This is a genomic window from Acetobacter sacchari (genome assembly GCF_017377715.1).
In the GTDB taxonomy this organism is placed as follows: Bacteria; Pseudomonadota; Alphaproteobacteria; order Acetobacterales; family Acetobacteraceae; genus Acetobacter; species Acetobacter sacchari.
This window is the reverse complement of sequence record NZ_JAFVMF010000028.1, coordinates 24,042-42,058: the sequence shown is the minus strand read 5'-3', so window position 1 is coordinate 42,058 and position 18,017 is coordinate 24,042. Positions and strand designations below refer to the sequence as shown.

General features: G+C 53.6%; 15 protein-coding genes, 1 tRNA gene and 1 pseudogene. 5 read left to right on the top strand and 12 right to left on the bottom strand.

Annotated features, from left to right (window positions below):
* Positions 1–381: 381 nt before the first annotated feature.
* Positions 382–2,532 carry a prolyl oligopeptidase family serine peptidase gene (locus J2D73_RS18180; RefSeq protein WP_207883671.1) on the top strand — a complete coding sequence of 717 codons (2,151 nt, stop codon included), beginning with the start codon at positions 382–384 and terminating at the stop codon, positions 2,530–2,532.
* A 287-nt stretch (positions 2,533–2,819) separates the two neighbouring features.
* On the opposite strand, the gene hemJ is transcribed toward J2D73_RS18180, so the two are convergent.
* Genes hemJ through hemE form a run of 3 tightly spaced genes read right to left on the bottom strand, consistent with a single transcriptional unit; the run spans position 2,820 to position 5,085 of the window.
* Positions 2,820–3,269, bottom strand: a complete 450-nt coding sequence (hemJ, locus tag J2D73_RS18175; protein WP_207883670.1) for a protoporphyrinogen oxidase HemJ — start codon at positions 3,267–3,269, stop codon at positions 2,820–2,822.
* Positions 3,266–3,976: an HAD family hydrolase gene (locus tag J2D73_RS18170; RefSeq protein WP_207883668.1), complete on the bottom strand. Its 711-nt coding sequence runs from the start codon at positions 3,974–3,976 to the stop codon at positions 3,266–3,268. Before J2D73_RS18170 ends, hemJ begins: the two co-directional genes overlap by 4 nt.
* Positions 3,973–5,085 (bottom strand): uroporphyrinogen decarboxylase, encoded by a 1,113-nt coding sequence (hemE, locus tag J2D73_RS18165; RefSeq protein WP_207883666.1) that lies wholly within the window; start codon positions 5,083–5,085, stop codon positions 3,973–3,975. The genes J2D73_RS18170 and hemE overlap by 4 nt, the downstream gene beginning before the upstream one ends.
* Positions 5,086–5,475: 390 nt before the next feature.
* Between hemE and J2D73_RS18160 the strand changes: the two genes are divergently transcribed.
* Complete coding sequence (locus J2D73_RS18160) at positions 5,476–6,102, top strand: Maf family protein (RefSeq protein WP_243430078.1); 627 nt, start codon at positions 5,476–5,478, stop codon at positions 6,100–6,102.
* 96 nt (positions 6,103–6,198) lie between these two features.
* Positions 6,199–6,274 (top strand) — tRNA-Ala (locus tag J2D73_RS18155).
* Between the two features lie 717 nt (positions 6,275–6,991).
* Here J2D73_RS18155 and J2D73_RS21195 read toward each other — a convergent pair.
* Both J2D73_RS21195 and J2D73_RS18150 read right to left on the bottom strand, forming a co-directional pair.
* Complete coding sequence (locus J2D73_RS21195) at positions 6,992–7,063, bottom strand: helix-turn-helix domain-containing protein (RefSeq protein ID WP_341535126.1); 72 nt, start codon at positions 7,061–7,063, stop codon at positions 6,992–6,994.
* 2 nt (positions 7,064–7,065) lie between these two features.
* Positions 7,066–7,365: a recombinase family protein gene (locus J2D73_RS18150; RefSeq protein ID WP_341535125.1), complete on the bottom strand. Its 300-nt coding sequence runs from the start codon at positions 7,363–7,365 to the stop codon at positions 7,066–7,068.
* Between the two features lie 165 nt (positions 7,366–7,530).
* Here J2D73_RS18150 and J2D73_RS20920 point away from each other — a divergent pair.
* Positions 7,531–7,725: pseudogene (locus tag J2D73_RS20920) on the top strand (IS3 family transposase); the annotation flags it as partial.
* Between the two features lie 125 nt (positions 7,726–7,850).
* On the opposite strand, the gene J2D73_RS18140 reads toward J2D73_RS20920, so the two are convergent.
* The 7 genes from J2D73_RS18140 to cynS form a co-directional block, all read right to left on the bottom strand.
* Positions 7,851–8,432, bottom strand: coding sequence for a type II secretion system protein GspK (locus tag J2D73_RS18140; RefSeq protein ID WP_207883664.1), 582 nt, complete (start codon positions 8,430–8,432; stop codon positions 7,851–7,853).
* Between the two features lie 259 nt (positions 8,433–8,691).
* Positions 8,692–8,865 (bottom strand): hypothetical protein, encoded by a 174-nt coding sequence (locus J2D73_RS18135; protein WP_207883663.1) that lies wholly within the window; start codon positions 8,863–8,865, stop codon positions 8,692–8,694.
* A 295-nt stretch (positions 8,866–9,160) separates the two neighbouring features.
* Entirely contained in the window at positions 9,161–10,360 is a 1,200-nt protein-coding gene (locus J2D73_RS18130) for a phosphodiester glycosidase family protein (protein WP_207883662.1), read from the bottom strand.
* A gap of 1,334 nt (positions 10,361–11,694) precedes the next feature.
* Positions 11,695–13,473 (bottom strand): acyl-CoA dehydrogenase, encoded by a 1,779-nt coding sequence (locus J2D73_RS18125; RefSeq protein WP_207883661.1) that lies wholly within the window; start codon positions 13,471–13,473, stop codon positions 11,695–11,697.
* 1,052 nt (positions 13,474–14,525) lie between these two features.
* A complete protein-coding gene (locus J2D73_RS18120) occupies positions 14,526–15,161 on the bottom strand; it encodes a TetR family transcriptional regulator (protein ID WP_207883660.1) in 636 nt (211 codons plus the stop codon).
* A 441-nt stretch (positions 15,162–15,602) separates the two neighbouring features.
* Positions 15,603–16,067: a nuclear transport factor 2 family protein gene (locus J2D73_RS18115; protein ID WP_207883659.1), complete on the bottom strand. Its 465-nt coding sequence runs from the start codon at positions 16,065–16,067 to the stop codon at positions 15,603–15,605.
* A gap of 102 nt (positions 16,068–16,169) precedes the next feature.
* Entirely contained in the window at positions 16,170–16,640 is a 471-nt protein-coding gene (gene cynS, locus J2D73_RS18110) for a cyanase (RefSeq protein WP_207883658.1), read from the bottom strand.
* A 265-nt stretch (positions 16,641–16,905) separates the two neighbouring features.
* On the opposite strand from cynS, the gene cynR reads away from it, so the two are divergent.
* The gene (gene cynR / locus J2D73_RS18105; protein WP_207883656.1) at positions 16,906–17,805 is read left to right on the top strand and encodes a transcriptional regulator CynR; all 900 of its coding nucleotides are present in this window, start codon (positions 16,906–16,908) and stop codon (positions 17,803–17,805) included.
* The last annotated feature ends 212 nt before the right edge of the window (positions 17,806–18,017 follow it).

Here is an 18,017-nt window from a genome sequence, read left to right as displayed (position 1 = left end):
CGTCCACATCCAGAGCTTGAATCACATCAGACCGATTTTCCAAACAGGCTCTTAGAAATATATTCTCTAAAACTATGTTGTCTCTCTTAGAGTAATATCCGGCACGAAATCCTCTGAATTTTTTATTTTAACGAATATATTTATAGGTTATGCAATATAATTTAATAACATATTCTGATAAATCTCGGGCATAACATGAAAATATATAACTTTATAAATTTTTTTGTTATGTATTTTACTTTATATTTACAAGACGAATACTCTTTATAAAGTTAAAATTTCATTATCGTTTTGCATATATGAGGTACCCAGACGCGAATCAACTACATTTGTATAGAATGAACGCTGCCCGCTAGAGTCCCAACAAGGAAGGGAAACTTCATGCGCCGATCGTATTTTGCTCTTGCCGCCTTCATCCTGGCACAAACAGGCCTGTCGGTGCCGCTGAAAGCAGCCACAAGCCCTGACGAAGCAGACTATCTAAGTGAAATAGAAGGGGTAAAGGCTCTCGAATGGGTGAACGCCCAGAACCGTCGAACATCCGATACACTTGAAAGCGATCCCCGCTACAAGGGATTTTACGACGACGCGCTCGCGGCTGGCGAAAGCCAGGACCGACTGCCTAAACCCCGCTTTCTTGACGGACAGATATGGAATTTCTGGCAAGACGCCAGACACCCTCGTGGCGTGTGGCGCCAAACAACGTTGGGCGCCTACCGGCAGAAACTCACCAGTTGGGTAACGCGTCTCGATATCGATGCTCTCGCAAAAAAAGAAAATAAAAATTGGGTGTTCCAGGGCGCCGACTGTCTCGCGCCCAATGATCGGTATTGTCTCGTCGCCCTGTCCAATGGAGGGGAAGACGCACAAACCTTGAGAGAATACGACACCCATATGGGGTTATTCGTTCAGAACGGTTTTAGCCTGCCACGCTCCAAACAATCGTCGGCATGGGTGGACCGCGATACAATTCTGGTAGGCCGCGATTGGGACGGAACTGGGGCGACCCTGACCACGTCGGGCTATCCGTTCGTTATCAAGCGTGTGGGGCATACGCAGTCTCTGGAGAATGCCGTAGAAGTCGCGCGAGGAGAAAAGAGCGACGTCGCTGTGGAGCCTGTATCTCTGACAGACGGCGACGGCCACAAACTCGTGCTTATCCGGCGCTCCCCGACTTTCTTTACCAACCGTTTCGCGATTCTCGACGGAATGGAAAGCGCGCTGGAGGGGAAAGAGCCAGGGCATCTCCGCTGGCTGACACTGCCTGATCACGTAGAACTGCAGGGCATGCTCCACGGACGGCTCATTTTTACCGTGAATGATGATTGGATGCTTCCCGACCGTCGACTCATTCCAGCAGGCAGCCTGGTCTCCGTCGCTCCTGCTGCAAGCGATCAAGACGTGGAGCTTCTTTTCACTCCCAACAGTTCCCAGGCGCTTGATGAAGTCGCTGTGACGCGAAATACTGTCGTCGTTACCTATTTCGAGAACGTCCGCGGCCGAGCAGTGACCCTGACTGCTCCGCAAAAGACCGGGGAGCCTTGGATCCGACACGTCCTGCCTTTGCCAGACATGTCGACAGTTCACATCGTCGATGCAGATCGGACATCGGACAGGGCGTTCCTGACGGTCGAGGGATATATCTCCCCACCTCAGTTGTGGCTGGCAGGGGATGCTTCCGAGGCGGCTGAAAAGATCCGTGAAACCCGAGCTATGTTCGACGCCACCAACCTGACTGTGGAACAGTTTTGGGCGCGATCAACGGACGGCGCCAGAGTCCCCTATTTTATCGTACATCCCAAAATGATGAAAAAAAATGGGACCAATCCGGCGCTACTGACTGCTTACGGCGGGTTTCAGGCATCTTATACGCCAACCTATGCACCCGAGATCGGTCGTCTCTGGCTCACCAGAGGGGGCGTTTATGTCGTGGCAAATATTCGCGGTGGCGGCGAGTTCGGGCCAGCGTGGCATGAAGCAGGACGAAAAACAAAACGTCAAAAAGTATATGACGACTTTTTCTCGGTAGGTCGCGACCTCGTTGCACAGGGAATTACGTCCGTCGCACATCTTGGCATTCGAGGTCGTTCCAATGGTGGTTTGCTTATGGGTGTAGAATTCACCCAGCATCCAGAGCTGTGGAACGCAGTTATAATTGGTGTTCCACTTCTCGATATGCTCCACTACGAGAATATGTCCGCCGGCGCATCATGGGTGGATGAATATGGTTCGATGAGCGTTCCAACGGAACGGCTTTTCCTGGAATCAATTTCACCGTTACAACACCTTCGGGACAAAATTCATTATCCTGAACCATTCATTTTCACTTCGACAAAAGACGATCGGGTTGGCCCAGTACATGCGCGGCGTTTCGCGGCGCGGTTGAAAGAACTTGGCGCGCCGTTTCTATATTATGAGGATACGGAAGGCGGGCATTCCGGAACGGTCAATGCAAAGGAAGTCGCCCATGAGCGCGCGTTGGAAGCTGTCTATCTTTCACAAAAACTGATGGATAAACAAGACGTCCGCTAGATATAGGTAGATCGTAACAGTCACATGCCTCACCAATGAAATTCGTAAAATTGCGACTGTCTTTTGTCCCAGTGGTAATAGACAGTCGATTTTTAAATCGTTATCTATCAGAAAATTCATAAATTGATGATCTAAATATCATTTGAGTCATATGTTCAATATGCATCGAGTTTCGTAAAACACTTCATTTAAATTATTTAATATCATTCTATTTCTAGTGTGCGTTGTATGTTAAAAATTTATATAAAAATTTCCACGACAAGGAAGAATAAATAAAATACGAAACATCAAAATGGTTTCACAACGACCATAATCACGATCACAATCATCAAAATCGTCGGCACTTCATTTGCGATTCTGTAAAATCGCTCTGATCGGGCATTTTTGTCGTCCGCAAAATCACGACGCCACTTCGCGCAAGCTCCATGAAAAGCAAACATACCTGCAAGGGCTAGAAGTTTGGTGTGCCACCATCCCGCTTTCCAATCTATCACCCCTGGAGTCAGAACAAGAAGCACGCCAAATGCTAATGACGCCATCATCGCCGGATTAATAATTGCGCGCAGAAGTCGACGTTCCATAATTTTAAAACGCTCGCTTTCCTGCGAACCGTTTATCACCTGACAATGATAAACGAACAGACGCGGCAGATAAAACAGACCGGCCATCCACGCGATCACCGCCATGATGTGCATCGCCTTCAACCACGGATACCAAGGCTGCAACACGCTTATCATGGTGTTTTCAGTTTTTGGGAAAATAGCGTATTTTCTAAAAGTGGCTGAAATTCCGACAGCGTTTCGATTCGAATCAGATTGTCGTCATGTGGAGCGGGCTCTTGCGCTGGACGAAGAAGGACACAGGTCATTCCGGCCGCCAGCGCTGCCCGCGCCCCTGTATCGCTATCTTCCAACACGACGCATTCTGCAGGCGCCACGCCTTCGAGGGCCGCAGCATAGAGGTACACATCCGGATCAGGTTTCGGTTTTTTCATATCCCTTGCTGAGTGAATGCGTCCTTCGAGTCGATCATAAAGACCGGTGACACGGAATTTCACATCCATCTCGGCCATTGAAGAGTTTGATCCCACTCGAACAGGCAAACCCAAATCGATGACGCCATCCAGCATCGCATGTGCGCCGTCGACAAGATCAACACCATGTCCAAAAGCCTGAACAAAGCGATCCTGAATTGTGAGACACCAGTTCTCACCCAAAGTTCTGCCGGTAGCCTCTTCAATGTCCGTCTGGATCGAAGAAAGCGCCCTTCCAGCGAACCGCGCGACGGCAGCTTCGTCGGGCACATCCAGTCCCGCCTCCCGCGCAGCTTCCGCGACAATCCGGCAACTCATAGCCTCGCTGTCGACCAAAACGCCGTCGCAATCGAAGATCACAAGCCGCAATCTGCCCTCAGGCGATAGCGCCGAACCGCACGCCAGTGTCATGTGTCGATGTTTCGGATAGTCGCGATCAGTTCGCCAACATGTTCAGGCGGCGTGGTTGGCAGAACGCCATGGCCTAGATTGAAGACATGGGCTCTGCCACGTCCTGCCTCCCGAACGGCCAGGGCCTCCTTACGCATCGCTTCGCCACCCGCAAGCACCGATATCGGATCAAGGTTTCCCTGCAGCACCAGTCCCGGCGGAGCCTGAGCCGCAATCGCCTTGATGTCCGCCCCGGTGTCGAGCGCGAGAACATCGACCCCGGTTTCGCGAGCGTATTCCAAAGCCATAATGCCCGCCAGTCGAGGGAAACCGATGATTTTGACGCCGGGATGGCGGGCCTTCAATGCGGAGACTATCTGGCGCGCAGGCGCAATCACATGACGACGAAATTCCGTAGGTGGCAAAAGCCCAGCCCAGGAATCGAACAACATCACCGCCTGCGCGCCTGCTTCGATCTGCGCCGAAAGCATATCCACCGTGCTTTCCGTCAGCAGCGCTATCAGCCGGTCAAACAGGGACGGTTCGGAAAACGCCATCAACCGAGTTTGCGCAAACTCTCGCGAACTACCACCGTCGACCATGTAGCAAGAGACCGTGAAGGGCGCCCCGGCAAATCCCAGCAACGTTACGCTGTTGGCGGGCGCCGCACCAACCGGTTCGCTCAGGGCGCGACGCAGCCGAGACAATGTCTCCATGACTGGCGCAGTAACCTCCGCGACGCGACGGGGATCCAGCCGCGCCAGATCGGCTTCATTGCGGATCGGTCCGAGAACCGGACCTTTATTTTCAACGAAATCAAGAGATTGTCCCATTGCCCACGGGAGAATCAGAATGTCCGAAAACAGAATGGCGCCGTCCATCGCAAAACGACGAATCGGCTGCAGCGTCAGTTCAGTCGCGATATCCGGCGTCATGCACCGGGTGAGAAAATTCGCCCTTTCGCGAAACGCCCGGAATTCGGGGAGGAAGCGCCCTGCCTGGCGCATGAGCCACACCGGAGGAGGCCATACGGCTTCACCGTTCAGCGTTCGTAAGAGCCGCCGACCTTGATCCGTCGTATTTTCCACCGTCACCGCCCGTTCACCTCGTATCTCGATCAGTGCCGCCATCTCTAAACAAGAAAAGAGAAGAAAGAAATATTGGGTTTGTTATGAGCCCTGTGGATTAAGGGGTACCCGTCTTTCCAAAAACGTACCCCATGTTTCCCCAGATGTGTACAGATTGTGACTCATTGAAAAATAGGCGTTTTTTGAAGTTATCCCGCTTTACCCGCAGAAAGGCTGTGTACAACTCACCGTGCCCGGGGGCGAAGGACTTGTCCCCGGTACTCGGTACGTCCGAATTACGCCTCCAGTACTATCCACATGTACCCCAGTACTAAACGGCCTGCCCACCGAAGTACTCACCTCCTGCATCACACCCAATGTTTCGAGTCGATTGTCGAGAGCTATGTAGAGATCGCAAAAACCGACTCGGAAACTGTCACTAAGGGACGTCATATGCAGTGTGAACTGATGGGAAAGCCTGAAATTTTTCTTGCGAGTGGTTCGAGTGCCCGACGCTCGATTCTGGCGGCGGCGGGTCTGGGCTTCAGATGGCGAGCGGCGGTGGTCGATGAGGCGTTCTACAAGACGAAGGCGCGCGCAATGGGTCAGGATGCCGATGCGGCGGCGCTGGCGTTGGCTGAAGCAAAAGCTGAGGCTGTCGGGACGAGCCCTGATGTCTCCAGACTGTCCCTGATCATAGGCGCGGACCAGATGCTGAGCTGCGAGGGGCGCTGGTTCGACAAACCCACAGACCTTGAGGACGCGCGAAACCAACTTCAATATCTGAGAGGGCGGACTCATCTACTGCACAGCGCCGTGACGCTTTGGCGCGATGGAGAAATTATATGGAGGCATATCCAACACGCTTCCATGACAATGCGGACATTCTCGGACGCGTTTCTCGAGGGGTATCTGGAGCAAGAGGCCGATGCATGCCTCTCCTGCGTCGGGGCGTATCGGGTGGAGGGGCCTGGGATCCAACTGTTCGAGGCGATCACTGGCGATCAGTCCACCATCCTCGGCCTGCCGATGCTCCCGCTTCTTGGGGCGTTGCGGCGCTGTGGCGCAATTGGAGCGTAGGGTTTCAGGTTTTATCTTACGATAGGGGGTTGCCAGAGGTTTCTAGCAAGGTTATACCGCGCCCACTCCGCACGACGCCAATAGGCGACCTTGCGAGGGGCCATAGCTCAGTTGGGAGAGCGCCTGAATGGCATTCAGGAGGTCGTCGGTTCGATTCCGATTGGCTCCACCAGTTCCCTTCTAGAAATTTTCAAAATTCAGCAGATGATCGAACTGTGGCAGTCGAGTTTCGGACTCAATCCGGACTCTTTTGAGTCACATCGACCCCGACTCTTTGAAAACTTGATTTCTTTCATATCCGGCAAAAAATCTGCGCGTGAGACTGGCGCGGTTGAGGCCCCAGATCGCCCCTCAAGATTTGACCCGCCCCCCCTGCCGGCGCAGGCTCCCGATACATGCGTTTCGAGAATAAATAACCTGTAAGCAGATGTGTGTCTGCATACCTCTTTCTCACTGTTGTTCGAAAAAAAGTGTAAGAGGTGTAAATGTGTAATTTTGTTGCTTAAGTATATGATTTTAAATTGAAATTCCAGTTACACATTTTGCCCTTACCGCTTACACTTTTATCAAATGCGTAACTCACGAACGTTGAAATTCGGCAGTTTTCTGCGGATCGTACAAATCTCGGGGAAGTCCGCCACGCGCTCCCGCACGATATCAGTCGCACCTGAAGCGTTATGAATTATATATCTTTTTTATAAATGCGCCGCATTTCCCGCCCGGAATGCTCCATTTTGCGGGAAGAAAATCACCGCACTGCCCGCGCGCACGGACCGTCCTCTTCGGTGTGTTGCGCTGCACCTTGCGGGTTGCTCGATGCGATGCGTAGGCGGGATGGAGCGCAGCGTCCTGCGTCGTCACATCGCCGCTCTTTGCGCAAGGACCGGGCCTAGAAATCCCGCCCGAGGCAGCGATAGACGGAACTGAGGCTGATCCCCAGGCGCCGACTGATTTCGGTAATGGCTACACCGTCTCGCGCCAGATTCTGAACCTGATTGCTTTTGGCGCGGGCCGTGGGCGCCCGGCCCTGATACTTGCCCTCTGCCCTGGCGCGCGCGATGCCTTCCCAAGCATCAGATCCCGTTCGAACTGAGCAATGGCGCCCAGCATGGTCAGCATAAGGGCGCTGGTGGGCGAACTAGTGTCGAGCTCTGCGCCACCCATGCTCAGGATACGAAGTTCTGCTCCGCGCTCGCAGACGCGCTTCACAAGCGCAAGCAGATCTCCGGTGGAGCGCGCAAGGCGGTCCGGCTTCGTGACCACGAGGGTGTCGCCCTTGCGCAGGAACGAGACGGCAGTGGTCAGCTACGGGCGACTGTCCTTCACGGCGCTGATTCAAAAGGATCGGGCAGCCAACTCACTAACTTGGGCTGAGTTTCTTACTTGTGTGTCCGCATTCCATGAAACGCCGTGACAACTACGTGGTTTGCAGAGGGCTTCTTCAACCGGCTTAAGCGTGAAAGGATCAAGCGCAAGACACACCGGACCTGTGGGGAGGCGAGGCAGGACGTGTTCGATTATATAGAGACGTTTGACACTCCGAAACGCAGGTAATCTAGGAACACGATGTCGTCGCCCGCTGAGTGCGAACGGCAGCAAGTGGTGAAGCGCGCAGGCATATAGGAAGCTCAGGGCTATTCAGTTCGGAGCACGGACGCGCCCGCTCGATTGTCACCACCGAGAGAAACTCCACATACAAGCCGAAATCATCGTCCCTTACGTTCAAAATCAGGCGCGAGCGACCGCAATCAGCGATTCATCGATCTTTCCACATCGCCCGTTTCCCAACGCATGACGCGCCATGGAACGGGCCGGACTTGGGGGAGAAGCGTAACCTCCACGTGACGGAGCATCACGCCGCCGGCGAATGACGCCTTTGCGTCCACGACGACCAGCGTTTGGTCATTCTCCATATCTTCCTTCTGATGAGCCTGCTCCAGAATGGAGAGCCTCCTACTTACAAGCCCAGCTTTGAAGAGCGCCGTCCGGACAACGGGATCATTGGTAAGGGGCGATGTCCCCTGGATCTGCACAAACGAAATATGTGGGGCAAGCGCCTGAATTAACTCGCGTGTCATCCCCGGGACAACTCCAAGATCGTCGAAAGTGTGAAACGGCGCACCGAGCGATACGCAGCGACTTCTTTCCCCTCCTTGCGACAATGGGACCAGCTCATGCAAAGTTGGATTTTTCCAGATGAAAATTGCTTTCGCCAACGTCGTCGCCTCGTCCGGCGGTGGCCCGCTCGCAACCAGTAACGCCTGCATCAATCTTACATTGACAGCGTTGAAATTAATTTTGTTTCGCTCGATAATGGCACGGACCTGCACTAGGCCCTTTCCGTCACCAAATGTCTTCCAGACGCCGTTGGCGCCACTCGTGCCGGTTGCGACAGAAAACAACTCCGTCGTAATGGCCGCGTCCGCCATGGTCTCAAGTCTCGCTCGCTGAAGTGTAGTATTACTGAGACGGAGGGTAGTGCGACTGGTCGCAAGGGTCTGGCTTACCAGAAGGGCAAGAAAGCCGAGCATCCATAAGACCAGTAGCAGGGCGAACCCATCCTCTTCGTCGCGTTGTGAATGGCGACGATCAGTCATTCAGACCAGTAATGTACAGCACGCAGTGTTGCAGGTTATATGGCCCTGTCATCAGCACGATGTTCAGGTCGTGTTGCAACACGGCCGCGCGAGGGAGCTTTTCCCGCAAGTCGGCTGTCAGCGCGTAGGCGTCCGTCTGATTATGAATGACATGCGGCGTGATCAAGAGCCGACGCGCCTTTCGTTCGTAGATGGAGGGATTGAGGAATTATGGATGAAGGTAAGTTTTTGAAAATGATATGTATAAGTGATGTTTATTGATTGTCCTTCGTGTTGAGATTCGCTGTGCGTTGAGTGCTAAGTCGAAGTTGTGCAAGCGTGCGTCGTTATGCGGTTTCACAGGCACTGGGAAATTCCAAAAGGATTCGTGATATTTTCCTGATTAAGAAAAATCCATCAATTACGTTAATGATTTAAACGGGAAGAGGAGGGCTCCTCGAACCCTCCAGACTAGTAGGGTTTCAGTTCGCTAACGTTTTCTGCGGCACTTGCACATAGAAGAAAGCTGGCACCGGTCGAGCATTACCATCGGGTTGGGTTGGTTTCGAGCAGGTATAACCCGCAAGTGCACAACCGCTCTGAGGCGCTGTCGTTGTTGCTCCTGCCCAACGCGCCTGATTGCTATTAACTACAACGCTGGCTGATCCACCACCGTCCAGTTCCAGAGCCACGTCACTACCCAAGGCTTTAAAAAGAGAAGCCAAATTCGTTCTTGTTACGCCAGAAGTATACCCACCACCTTCAAAAATAAATAATTGGTCAGTCGATTTCTTGTACGCGATTGCAATTCTCGTGGTCGACTTTCCACCTGAATCGGGTCCGTCCCCAGCATCTGCACTCGAGGAACTGAGATTAGGCAACAACTCTGCGCCCGATATGGCTGTAAACCGTGCGTCATCATAGTTATAAGGCGCTTTTCCTATCCTCGCTTTAAAATTCAGATCGGTTAACGCGTTATTTTCAACAATATCGATCTGCCTATTATAAGAATCATAGCTAGAAGGGTTCGTATAATCGTTTCCCATAAAAAAAATCATGCTCTGCACTGGCGATTTTTCTGAGATTGTTTTTCCAATAAAATATGGAGGGCCAGCAAGATATTGGTCGTTTCCGTCGTAGCTACCGTAGTCATTGTTTACATGGCCCGGGTTGTTGTCGTAAAAAACCCCTAGCGGTCGGCTACATTTGTTTGTAGCCCATGTTATACCATTTCCTTGCGCTCGTACGTCGAAATAATTAGCATTTATGACGACTGTCGGAAAAATGTTTTTCCCCTTTAAAATCGATGTAGCCATACTCGCTGGGAGAAGCTCCCATGTCTGCGGTATACTGTCGATTTTTGCATTCGAATTATCTGTGCACTTGGCGGAGTTTGGGGAGCCATAGACGCGAAATGAGAGCGGCTCCAACGGGCCATTACTCGAAGATATCGTTTTTGTTGCTCGGTTTATCGTGACAAGCCACGCGCTTGTTTTTACGCTGCTCGACCCGGTTGTATCCAACGGAATTGGATGTGATGTATCAAACTGATAGACCACAACGCTCCTCTTTTCAACATCTGCCGGAGGAGATATAGCTTTAATTACATCCTCGACCGGTGTTGCTCGTGCAATTTCTGGGCACAACAGTAGTCCATAAATTAACGCCAATCTGAGACGCATTTTTCTCTCCATCATTACAAACTGTTATGGAATTTATTAGGTGTACGTAATTTTATCATCTTCTCGATCCAGCGGTCTTACCATTTTCAACACAAAGTTCCTGTTCGTGCTTCGTTTTAAGTAGACCGCCCGCGTCGATACTTGACAGTAAGATCGACGACGAGACTATTACTTTCAGAGAGATCGTAAGTGATTCAAGTGAAGCTTTTGTGGCGCGACGACACGGAGTGCTAAAAATTCGGGATAGTAGTTTTCGGTTCTCTTATATTCAATCCAACCGGTTCTGTTGCGTAATTCGTTGAATGGACGCATTAAGTGCTTTCCCCATGCATTTTTTGCCTGACGGCGTGGGAAAGCAAAGCGGTGGCTCGGAAAACCGAGCGAGTATAGCGCTATATATGTGTGAAATTCTATGGCTTTGCAATCGATCTTCCATGTGATCAGACGTTGTGAACAGCCTAATGTAATGCATTCATCGTCTCGATGAGGCCTCTCCGATGACAGCCGCTCTGCTATCGCCTGTCGGAGACAAAGAGGGCAGAAATACCGTTTGCACGGCAGAGCGTGAACGCGGCCGTAATTTCGGGGACGGCGAAGCAACGCTCCCTCTCCACATTCACCTCTAAATAAAAAAATCCCGACGAATTTCTTGAATTCGCGATTTACTGCTTCGAGTGTGTTGAGAGTCTCCTCGAGCCAATATCACGCTTTCCTTTACGTGCGGTAGCCTGGCGTGCCGAACGCTCGGCTGTTCCCCGCGTTTCTGCGTAACCGACAAATATGACGCCGTAGTCCGTTACAAGTCGCTGCTCGGTGAGTGCGAATATATCGACGGGAGAATCCACTGTTCTCGTAATAGCCGTATCGAAAACTTCGAGGGTGGCCGCATTTACGGTTGGTGAAATCGCCCGAAATCGTTCGATCCAAAATTGATTTATTATTCGAAACATTCTTCGGATACGTAGTGACTAAGCGGTTCCGCTTACGACTTGGCTGAGGCAAAAAGGGATCTCTGCGATCAAACGGCTGTTGCGATGGTGGCAAATCGCAACCCGATGCTCTCATCCCGATCACTGACTTTGCCCCATAGCCTTCTCATTTCAAACGGCGACGATCGAGGCGTAGACTGACGGCTTGAAGTTACAAATTATAACTTTTGTGAAGTTGAATGCAACAGATTGCTCGCAATGGCGACAAAAGTACCTTTCAAAACCTCTTGTACTTTGACTGGGGACATGCGCTGGGAAGTTATACGCGCCAGTCTCACGTGCAGAAATGCTTATTCTTGATTTTCCAAACAGACTCTCAAAGCCGTCCGGCTGATAAGCGTGAAGTCAGACCTGATCGTCGGAGAGCGCGACGATGGCGTCGCTGCTAGCCGTAATTTCCCTGCGCAACGCCTCCATTTGCGGCATCCAGTGCTGCGCAAAAAAATTCGCGGTCACGATCTTCGCTCGTAGGAATGTCTGATCACTGTCGGCCGCGGCAAGCGCCCCCTGTGCGGCGAGCGCGCCTCGCCCGAGCTGCCAGCCAATGGCCGCGATCCAGAACAGTTCGAGGATCGGCACCGAAACCAACAGAACATCGGGTTGGCTGTGGCCATAGCGATCCAGAAGGATATTCGTAACCGTGTCGATCGTATCCGCACCGGTCACCAATGCCGCGCCAAGAGCCACGAGATCCTCGTGTGTGCAAGCGGCTTCACCCACGTCACGCATTTGTGTCGCCAATTTCCGCGCCTGTGCGCCGCCATCGCGCGCGATTTTGCGTCCGACGAGGTCATTTGCCTGGATGGCGGTGGTTCCCTCGTAGATTGCAGAGATACGCACATCGCGCCAATGACGAGCGGCCGGGCAATCCTCCATATAGCCAAAGCCACCATGAATTTGGACGCCGAGTGATGTCAGCTCGTTTGCGGCCTCGGTATTGCCGCCCTTAAAAATCGGCGTCATGAAATCAACGAAGTGCTGCGCTTCATTGCGCTGCTGTGCATCGGAGCTGCGCAGGGCCTGATCGATGGCGGCGCCGATCACGACGCAGAGTGCGCGCATGCCTTCCGCGGCAGCCTTCATCCGCATCAACATGCGCCGCACATCCGGATGGCGGATGATTGGCACCTTTACATCGGATGCGCTGCCCGCTTCGCTACCTTGGATGCGTTCCCGCGCGTAGGAGCGCGCAGTTTGCAACGCATGTTCGGTCGCGGCCAATCCCTCGGTTCCAACTCCGAAGCGAGCTTCGTTCATCATGATGAACATGATCTCGAGGCCTTTGTGGAGGTCGCCCACAAGATAGCCGATCGCCCCCTCTTCACCGCTATCGGTCGGTTCCGATCCGTAGAGCATTGTCGTCGTCGGCGCGCTGTGCTGGCCGACCTTCACCTCGATCGAGGCGCAACGGACGTCGTTACCTGGTCCCGGATTGCCATCTTGATCAAGCAATTGCTGCGGAACGAGGAACATCGAAAGCCCTCGCACACCCGCAGGCGCGTTCGGCGTCCGAGCCAGGACCAGATGGATAATGTTGTCGGTCAGATCGTGTCGACCCCAACTGATGAAGATCTTTTGCCCTTTGACGCGGTAAGTGCCATCCGCGCTCGGGGCGGCCAGCGTGCGGATTGCGGAAAGATCAGATCCCGCCTGTGGCTCGGTCAGGTTCATCGTGCCTGACCAACGACCCTTCACTAGGGCTGGGAGAAAGCGCTCCTTCAGGCCGGCCGATGCCCTGGCCTCCAGCGCTGCAATCGCGCCATGCGTTAGTGTCATGCAGCCGGTGAAGGCCATGTTCGAAGAGCGCCACAACTCTTCGGCCATTGCTGCGATCGCTCTCGGGAAACCCTGGCCGCCGTAGTGCGGGTCACATGGCAGCGCATGCCAGCCCTGTTCAATGAATCGCGAATAGGCTTCACGGTAACCAGTGGGGGTCGTCACTTCGCCATCGCGATATTGCAAGCCTTCCCGGTCCCCCACTGCATCGAGTGGCGCAATTACCATTTCAGCGAAGCGTGCGGCTTCCGCCAGGGTGGCAATGGCCGTGTCCCGATCCAGATCCGTTTCCGGATAAAGCGCCAGCACCCTTTCGAGATCGATAAGGTGAGTGAGGGCGAACGTCATGTCCTTCAACGGAACCTTGTAAGACATATCTGCGGCGCCTTGCATGTGATGCGTGGATGTTGTGTATCTTGAGAAGTATAAAACTTGCTTGTCAACATACAATAATGTTTGCAGCGAATTTCTGTGCGAAAACGAAGCCCTTCGCACAGCCCGTCATCTGGTCCTGGCGACCGTCCACAGCGTTTATGGTCGACGCTGTCGCGTGCGCCAATTGTGGTGATTGCTGCTTTTCGTGCTCGCGAATACGACAAGGTGCAGGGGCGAATGTCGTGATTGGGGACTTGGAAGACGGCGTGGCGGCGGATGACAAGGTGGCGTGCCGCCGATCTCTGACCACAATGCTCCTCAATTGGCATTCCGCTTGACCGCTTGGGCGCAACACTTGTGGACGCTCAAATTTACGAAGATCAAACGGCGGGATGACGGAATGATCTCGTCAACAAATCGGGTCATCCTGCAATTTAGCTACAATTCGCATATGTCCATCGACCGGAAGTCCCGGTTGCTCCGCAGATGGAAGGCGAAAGATGCAGCAGGCAGCGACAGCGCGAGATTAAGAGAGGGACTGCTTCCGTTGCTTTTTCTGGCGATATGGTGTCCGACCACCATGGCGGGGGGTACACAGACGGCAGCGGCTGTAATCATAACCCTTGCCGGCGTAGAGCTTTCCAGGACGGCTGCGTGGGTGCCCTGTCTCTCTCCGAATAGAGTAGCGCATCCAAGATAGACTCCAGCATCCTGCTGTAATGGGGGCAAGTCCCATGGAATGCCGCTCTGAAGAACAAATCGTATCGCCGTCAACGCCGAACGACCGAAAGTGCGGGGGCGTCCACCTCTCGGGCCACAGGAATAACAGGACGAAGCAGTTCAATAGCTGCACATAGCCCGTCGGAGACAAGAGCGGAGAACATTCATCCTTACTCCGCATTCAAACCAAAGCACAACAGGTCTGGAAACGCGTTCTTAGCACATTGGGAGCTACGCGGACCGCGACAGTCGCATCCTCGTACATTCCGTGTGGAGGCTGCCCGCACCACCACTTTTGACTTCAATCAACCGTTCTTCGATCCCCCCAACTTCGGACGAAGGCTCAGGTTATCCCGTATAAGTAGGATGAATTCCTCTGCCACGCCCTCCGCATCGAAGGCGGTATCGCACAAGGCGAAGTTGGTTTGACCCCGCAGGAAGGAGTATATAATCGCCGCTTGGCGTTTGACATCAACGTCGGGCCGAATAGTATTGTCCGTGATTCCATCACGAATAATACTCTCGATTCTTTCAAGCCCTTTTGCATTCAGTCGTGTTATTGTCCGCCGCAGCACTGGCCGCACAATAGCCTCACCAATCAACATGCTCAAAGCCCGGACGCTACGACCTTTCGCGCGCGTGTAACTACGCACAAGCGTCTCAATTCGAAGCATCCCACCAAGCGCTCTGGATTCCTTTTCGAAATGTCGATTGTAATCTTCGATAAGAAACTCTACTACGGCAACTAACAAATCATCCTTTTTCCCGAAATAATGCGCAGGCAGACCCCGACTATATCCAGCTGCTTCGCCAACCTCCGCCAAGGTGAATCCGTCGTAGCCACGGCTGGCCATAAGTTCGATTGCCGTATCGATAAGCCGCTTCTCGGCCTCCTCACGCCTTTCCGCCTGAGACCGTCGTCGCTTGTTCGCTTCTGTCACGTTTTACTCGCGCCCCTCGCTACGCCCCCCAATTTATCGACTAGCTTGATATCTCTCCGGAGGCAACGCCACACTAATATTGGGCGTATTGCCAGTTGAAGGGTTCGAAGAAGCCCCGTCTGATTTTTTTCAGTAGAAATGTCAAACGGTTACGATTCTTATTTGAACGAACCGGGAGGGTTTTTCGACCTCTCCAAACCGTATGCTGGCGGCGGTCGCCGAGGGCGCCAGCGCCGCAGGCATCGCCGGCTCAGGATCGGCGCCAAGGGATGCGGCCCCTCGGGCCCTGGGCGGCGATTGCCAGCCCAGTAGGATCGCGACATAGCACGGTTTGATTTGTTGCATTCCGGCTCAGATACTAGACGCAACGCCCCCCTAACTGCGCATGGGCATCCCATTTGCTTACCGGCGTACGACGAGCGCCATCGCCAGTTTGGTCCATCACATGCCGAGATCACTTAGCGAAGGGTGGTCATCCGGCCGGCGCCCCAAAGGCCAATGAAACTTCCGGTCTGACTCGGCTATCGGCATCTCATTGATGCTGGCGTGACGGTTAGACATCAATCCGTCTTCAGCGAATAGCCAGTTCTCGTTTCCGTAAGCACGGTACCACTGACCGGCGTCATCGCGATACTCGTAGGCATAGCGAACCGCAATACGGTTATCGGTGAAAGCCCACAGCTCCTTGATGAGCCGGTATTCGTGTTCCTTGTTCCACTTGCGGGTAAGGAAGGCCTGCGCCTCGTCCCGATTTGTCGCGAACTCGACCCGGTTACGCCAACGCGTATCGGGCGCGTAAGCCAGAGCGACCTTGGCGGCATCGCGGGTGTTCCAACCATCCTCGGCAAGGCGAACCTTCTGAACCGCGGTATCGTGGGTGAATGGGGGTAGGGGTGGACGAGACATAGCTTTTCCCTTCGAGATTGAAATGGTCTTGACGAGAGTCGAGGCTGTAAACGCCCCAGGAGAGAGGCGGCAATGATAGGGCCGCGCCCTTGAGCGCCGACGTTAAAACGGTTTGGTCGGGAGATATTTCCCGTCGAGCGTTACGACGCAGCGATGCCCACCTTCCGGATCTTCCCGCTTCTCAACCTTGAGCTTGAAATTGATGGCGCTGATGATGCCGTCACCGAAATCCTCGTGGACGAGAGACTTCAGGGTCGTGGCGTAGACCTGAATCATTTCGTAGAAGCGGTAAATGGTGGGGTCAGTCGGCACGCCATCCGGGAAACTGCCACGGATCGGGATCGCTTGAAGCAGTTCCACATCCCCATCAGTGAGATCGAGCGTCTTACCGACTGCCTCAGCCGCGTTCGCCGGCAGCGGGTGTTGCCCAAGCAGCGCAGCGGTTACAAACTCGCGGGAGAGGCCGCTGGCTTCAGCGATCCCGGCCCAGCTGAGCTGCTTCTCAGCCTTCCGCTGAACGACGGCCTCGGCGAGCGCCTTGCGAGCCGCCTGGGTTACTTGCACTTGGGTCATTAGCTCACCTACCGACTAGATTGAAACTCAGGCGATGCCACCCGAATGGTGGGTACGAAAATCCGAAACCCTAACCTGAGGCTTTCCTGGAGGAGCGGGAAATGCCGCACTCGCCTCGGAATACTTCCCCTCTCTGAACTTTTTGAGCCCTCCGGTAAGTCTCTTCATCTGTCGACCTCCAAGTTTCGTGAGGTAGGTATCGACTTTCTGGCTATAACTGTCCAAGACTGATTGCATATCGGTTCTATAAGCAGGCGTTATACAGATGCTCCTCCGTCACCTTCGTTATCTTTCATCGGTTGTGGAGTATGGGAGCTTCACACGAGCGGCTCAGGCGCTGCACGTGTCCCAACCCGCGCTATCGCAGCAGATACGCCAGCTAGAGGAACAACTCGGCGTGCAACTGCTTGACCGTACAGGAAAATCAATTCGCGCGACGGACGCAGGCGCAACATATTTGGATCATGTGCGCCGCGCCTTTCGCGAAATTGACGCGGCGAGTCGTGCCGCGCGCGACGTTAACGATTTAAGTTCTGGCGTGCTCCGGCTCGGGTTTACGCCGAGTTTCAGCGCTTATCTGACTGCGCCACTTGCAAGACGCTTCCGCGAGAAATATCCGGGAATCACCCTTGATCTAAGCGCCTTGTCACAGGACGAAATCGAAGCAGACCTTGCGGACGACAAATTGGATTGCGCCCTCGCATTCGGGTCATCGAGGGCAAGCGGAATTGTTTCGCATCCTCTCCATACGGAACGGTTGTCATTGGTCGGTCGATACGACCACCCGGTAATGGTGAATGAAGTTATCGATATTGCGCACATCGAAAAAGAAGAATTGATCCTATTAACTGGCACGTTCGCCACGCGTCAGACCATTAATAAACATTTCAAGCAGCATGGCATAGAACCGAAGGTCGTTATCGAAACCAGCTCTATGACGACGATTATTGAGCTGGTTAAGTCCAGTGCGCTGGTCACAATTCTTCCTGATGCCGTCGCCATCGAACGCCAAGGATTGCTATCTCGGCCGCTCGTGCCGCCACCCCAAGAACGGCAGGTGGTATTGCTGCAAAGAGAGGGCGCCTACCGCTCCGCTGCTGCACGGGCATTTATCGCCACGCTCGACTTATTCGTGCAAGAATTAAAAGCCACTCCGCTTTCGTAGCGCCATCGCGCGAACGTAATAGCTCTCCCCGCCTGAAAGGCCCGTCAGCGGCCTCTGTCGAAAACACTACGTTAACGTGACTGCCCCCTCAACCTGTGTCGCTCGACGAAACGGCCGGGATGTGGCGCGGGGCGCCTTTGCTGGCGATGGTCGGGCGGTAAGCAGGTCGAGGCGGTTCCCCAACCGGAAATCTGACACACCCCGATTACGCA

What these genes read in the sequence shown, in the direction of transcription:
- J2D73_RS18180 (WP_207883671.1), top strand. Translation starts at nt 382, where the DNA reads ATGCGCCGATCGTATTTTGCTCTTGCCGCCTTCATCCTGGCACAAACA.
- hemJ (WP_207883670.1), bottom strand. Translation starts at nt 3,269, where the DNA reads ATGATAAGCGTGTTGCAGCCTTGGTATCCGTGGTTGAAGGCGATGCAC.
- J2D73_RS18170 (WP_207883668.1), bottom strand. Translation starts at nt 3,976, where the DNA reads ATGACACTGGCGTGCGGTTCGGCGCTATCGCCTGAGGGCAGATTGCGG.
- hemE (WP_207883666.1), bottom strand. Translation starts at nt 5,085, where the DNA reads ATGGCGGCACTGATCGAGATACGAGGTGAACGGGCGGTGACGGTGGAA.
- J2D73_RS18160 (WP_243430078.1), top strand. Translation starts at nt 5,476, where the DNA reads ATGCAGTGTGAACTGATGGGAAAGCCTGAAATTTTTCTTGCGAGTGGT.
- J2D73_RS18130 (WP_207883662.1), bottom strand. Translation starts at nt 10,360, where the DNA reads ATGCGTCTCAGATTGGCGTTAATTTATGGACTACTGTTGTGCCCAGAA.
- J2D73_RS18125 (WP_207883661.1), bottom strand. Translation starts at nt 13,473, where the DNA reads ATGACGTTCGCCCTCACTCACCTTATCGATCTCGAAAGGGTGCTGGCG.
- J2D73_RS18115 (WP_207883659.1), bottom strand. Translation starts at nt 16,067, where the DNA reads ATGTCTCGTCCACCCCTACCCCCATTCACCCACGATACCGCGGTTCAG.
- cynS (WP_207883658.1), bottom strand. Translation starts at nt 16,640, where the DNA reads ATGACCCAAGTGCAAGTAACCCAGGCGGCTCGCAAGGCGCTCGCCGAG.
- cynR (WP_207883656.1), top strand. Translation starts at nt 16,906, where the DNA reads ATGCTCCTCCGTCACCTTCGTTATCTTTCATCGGTTGTGGAGTATGGG.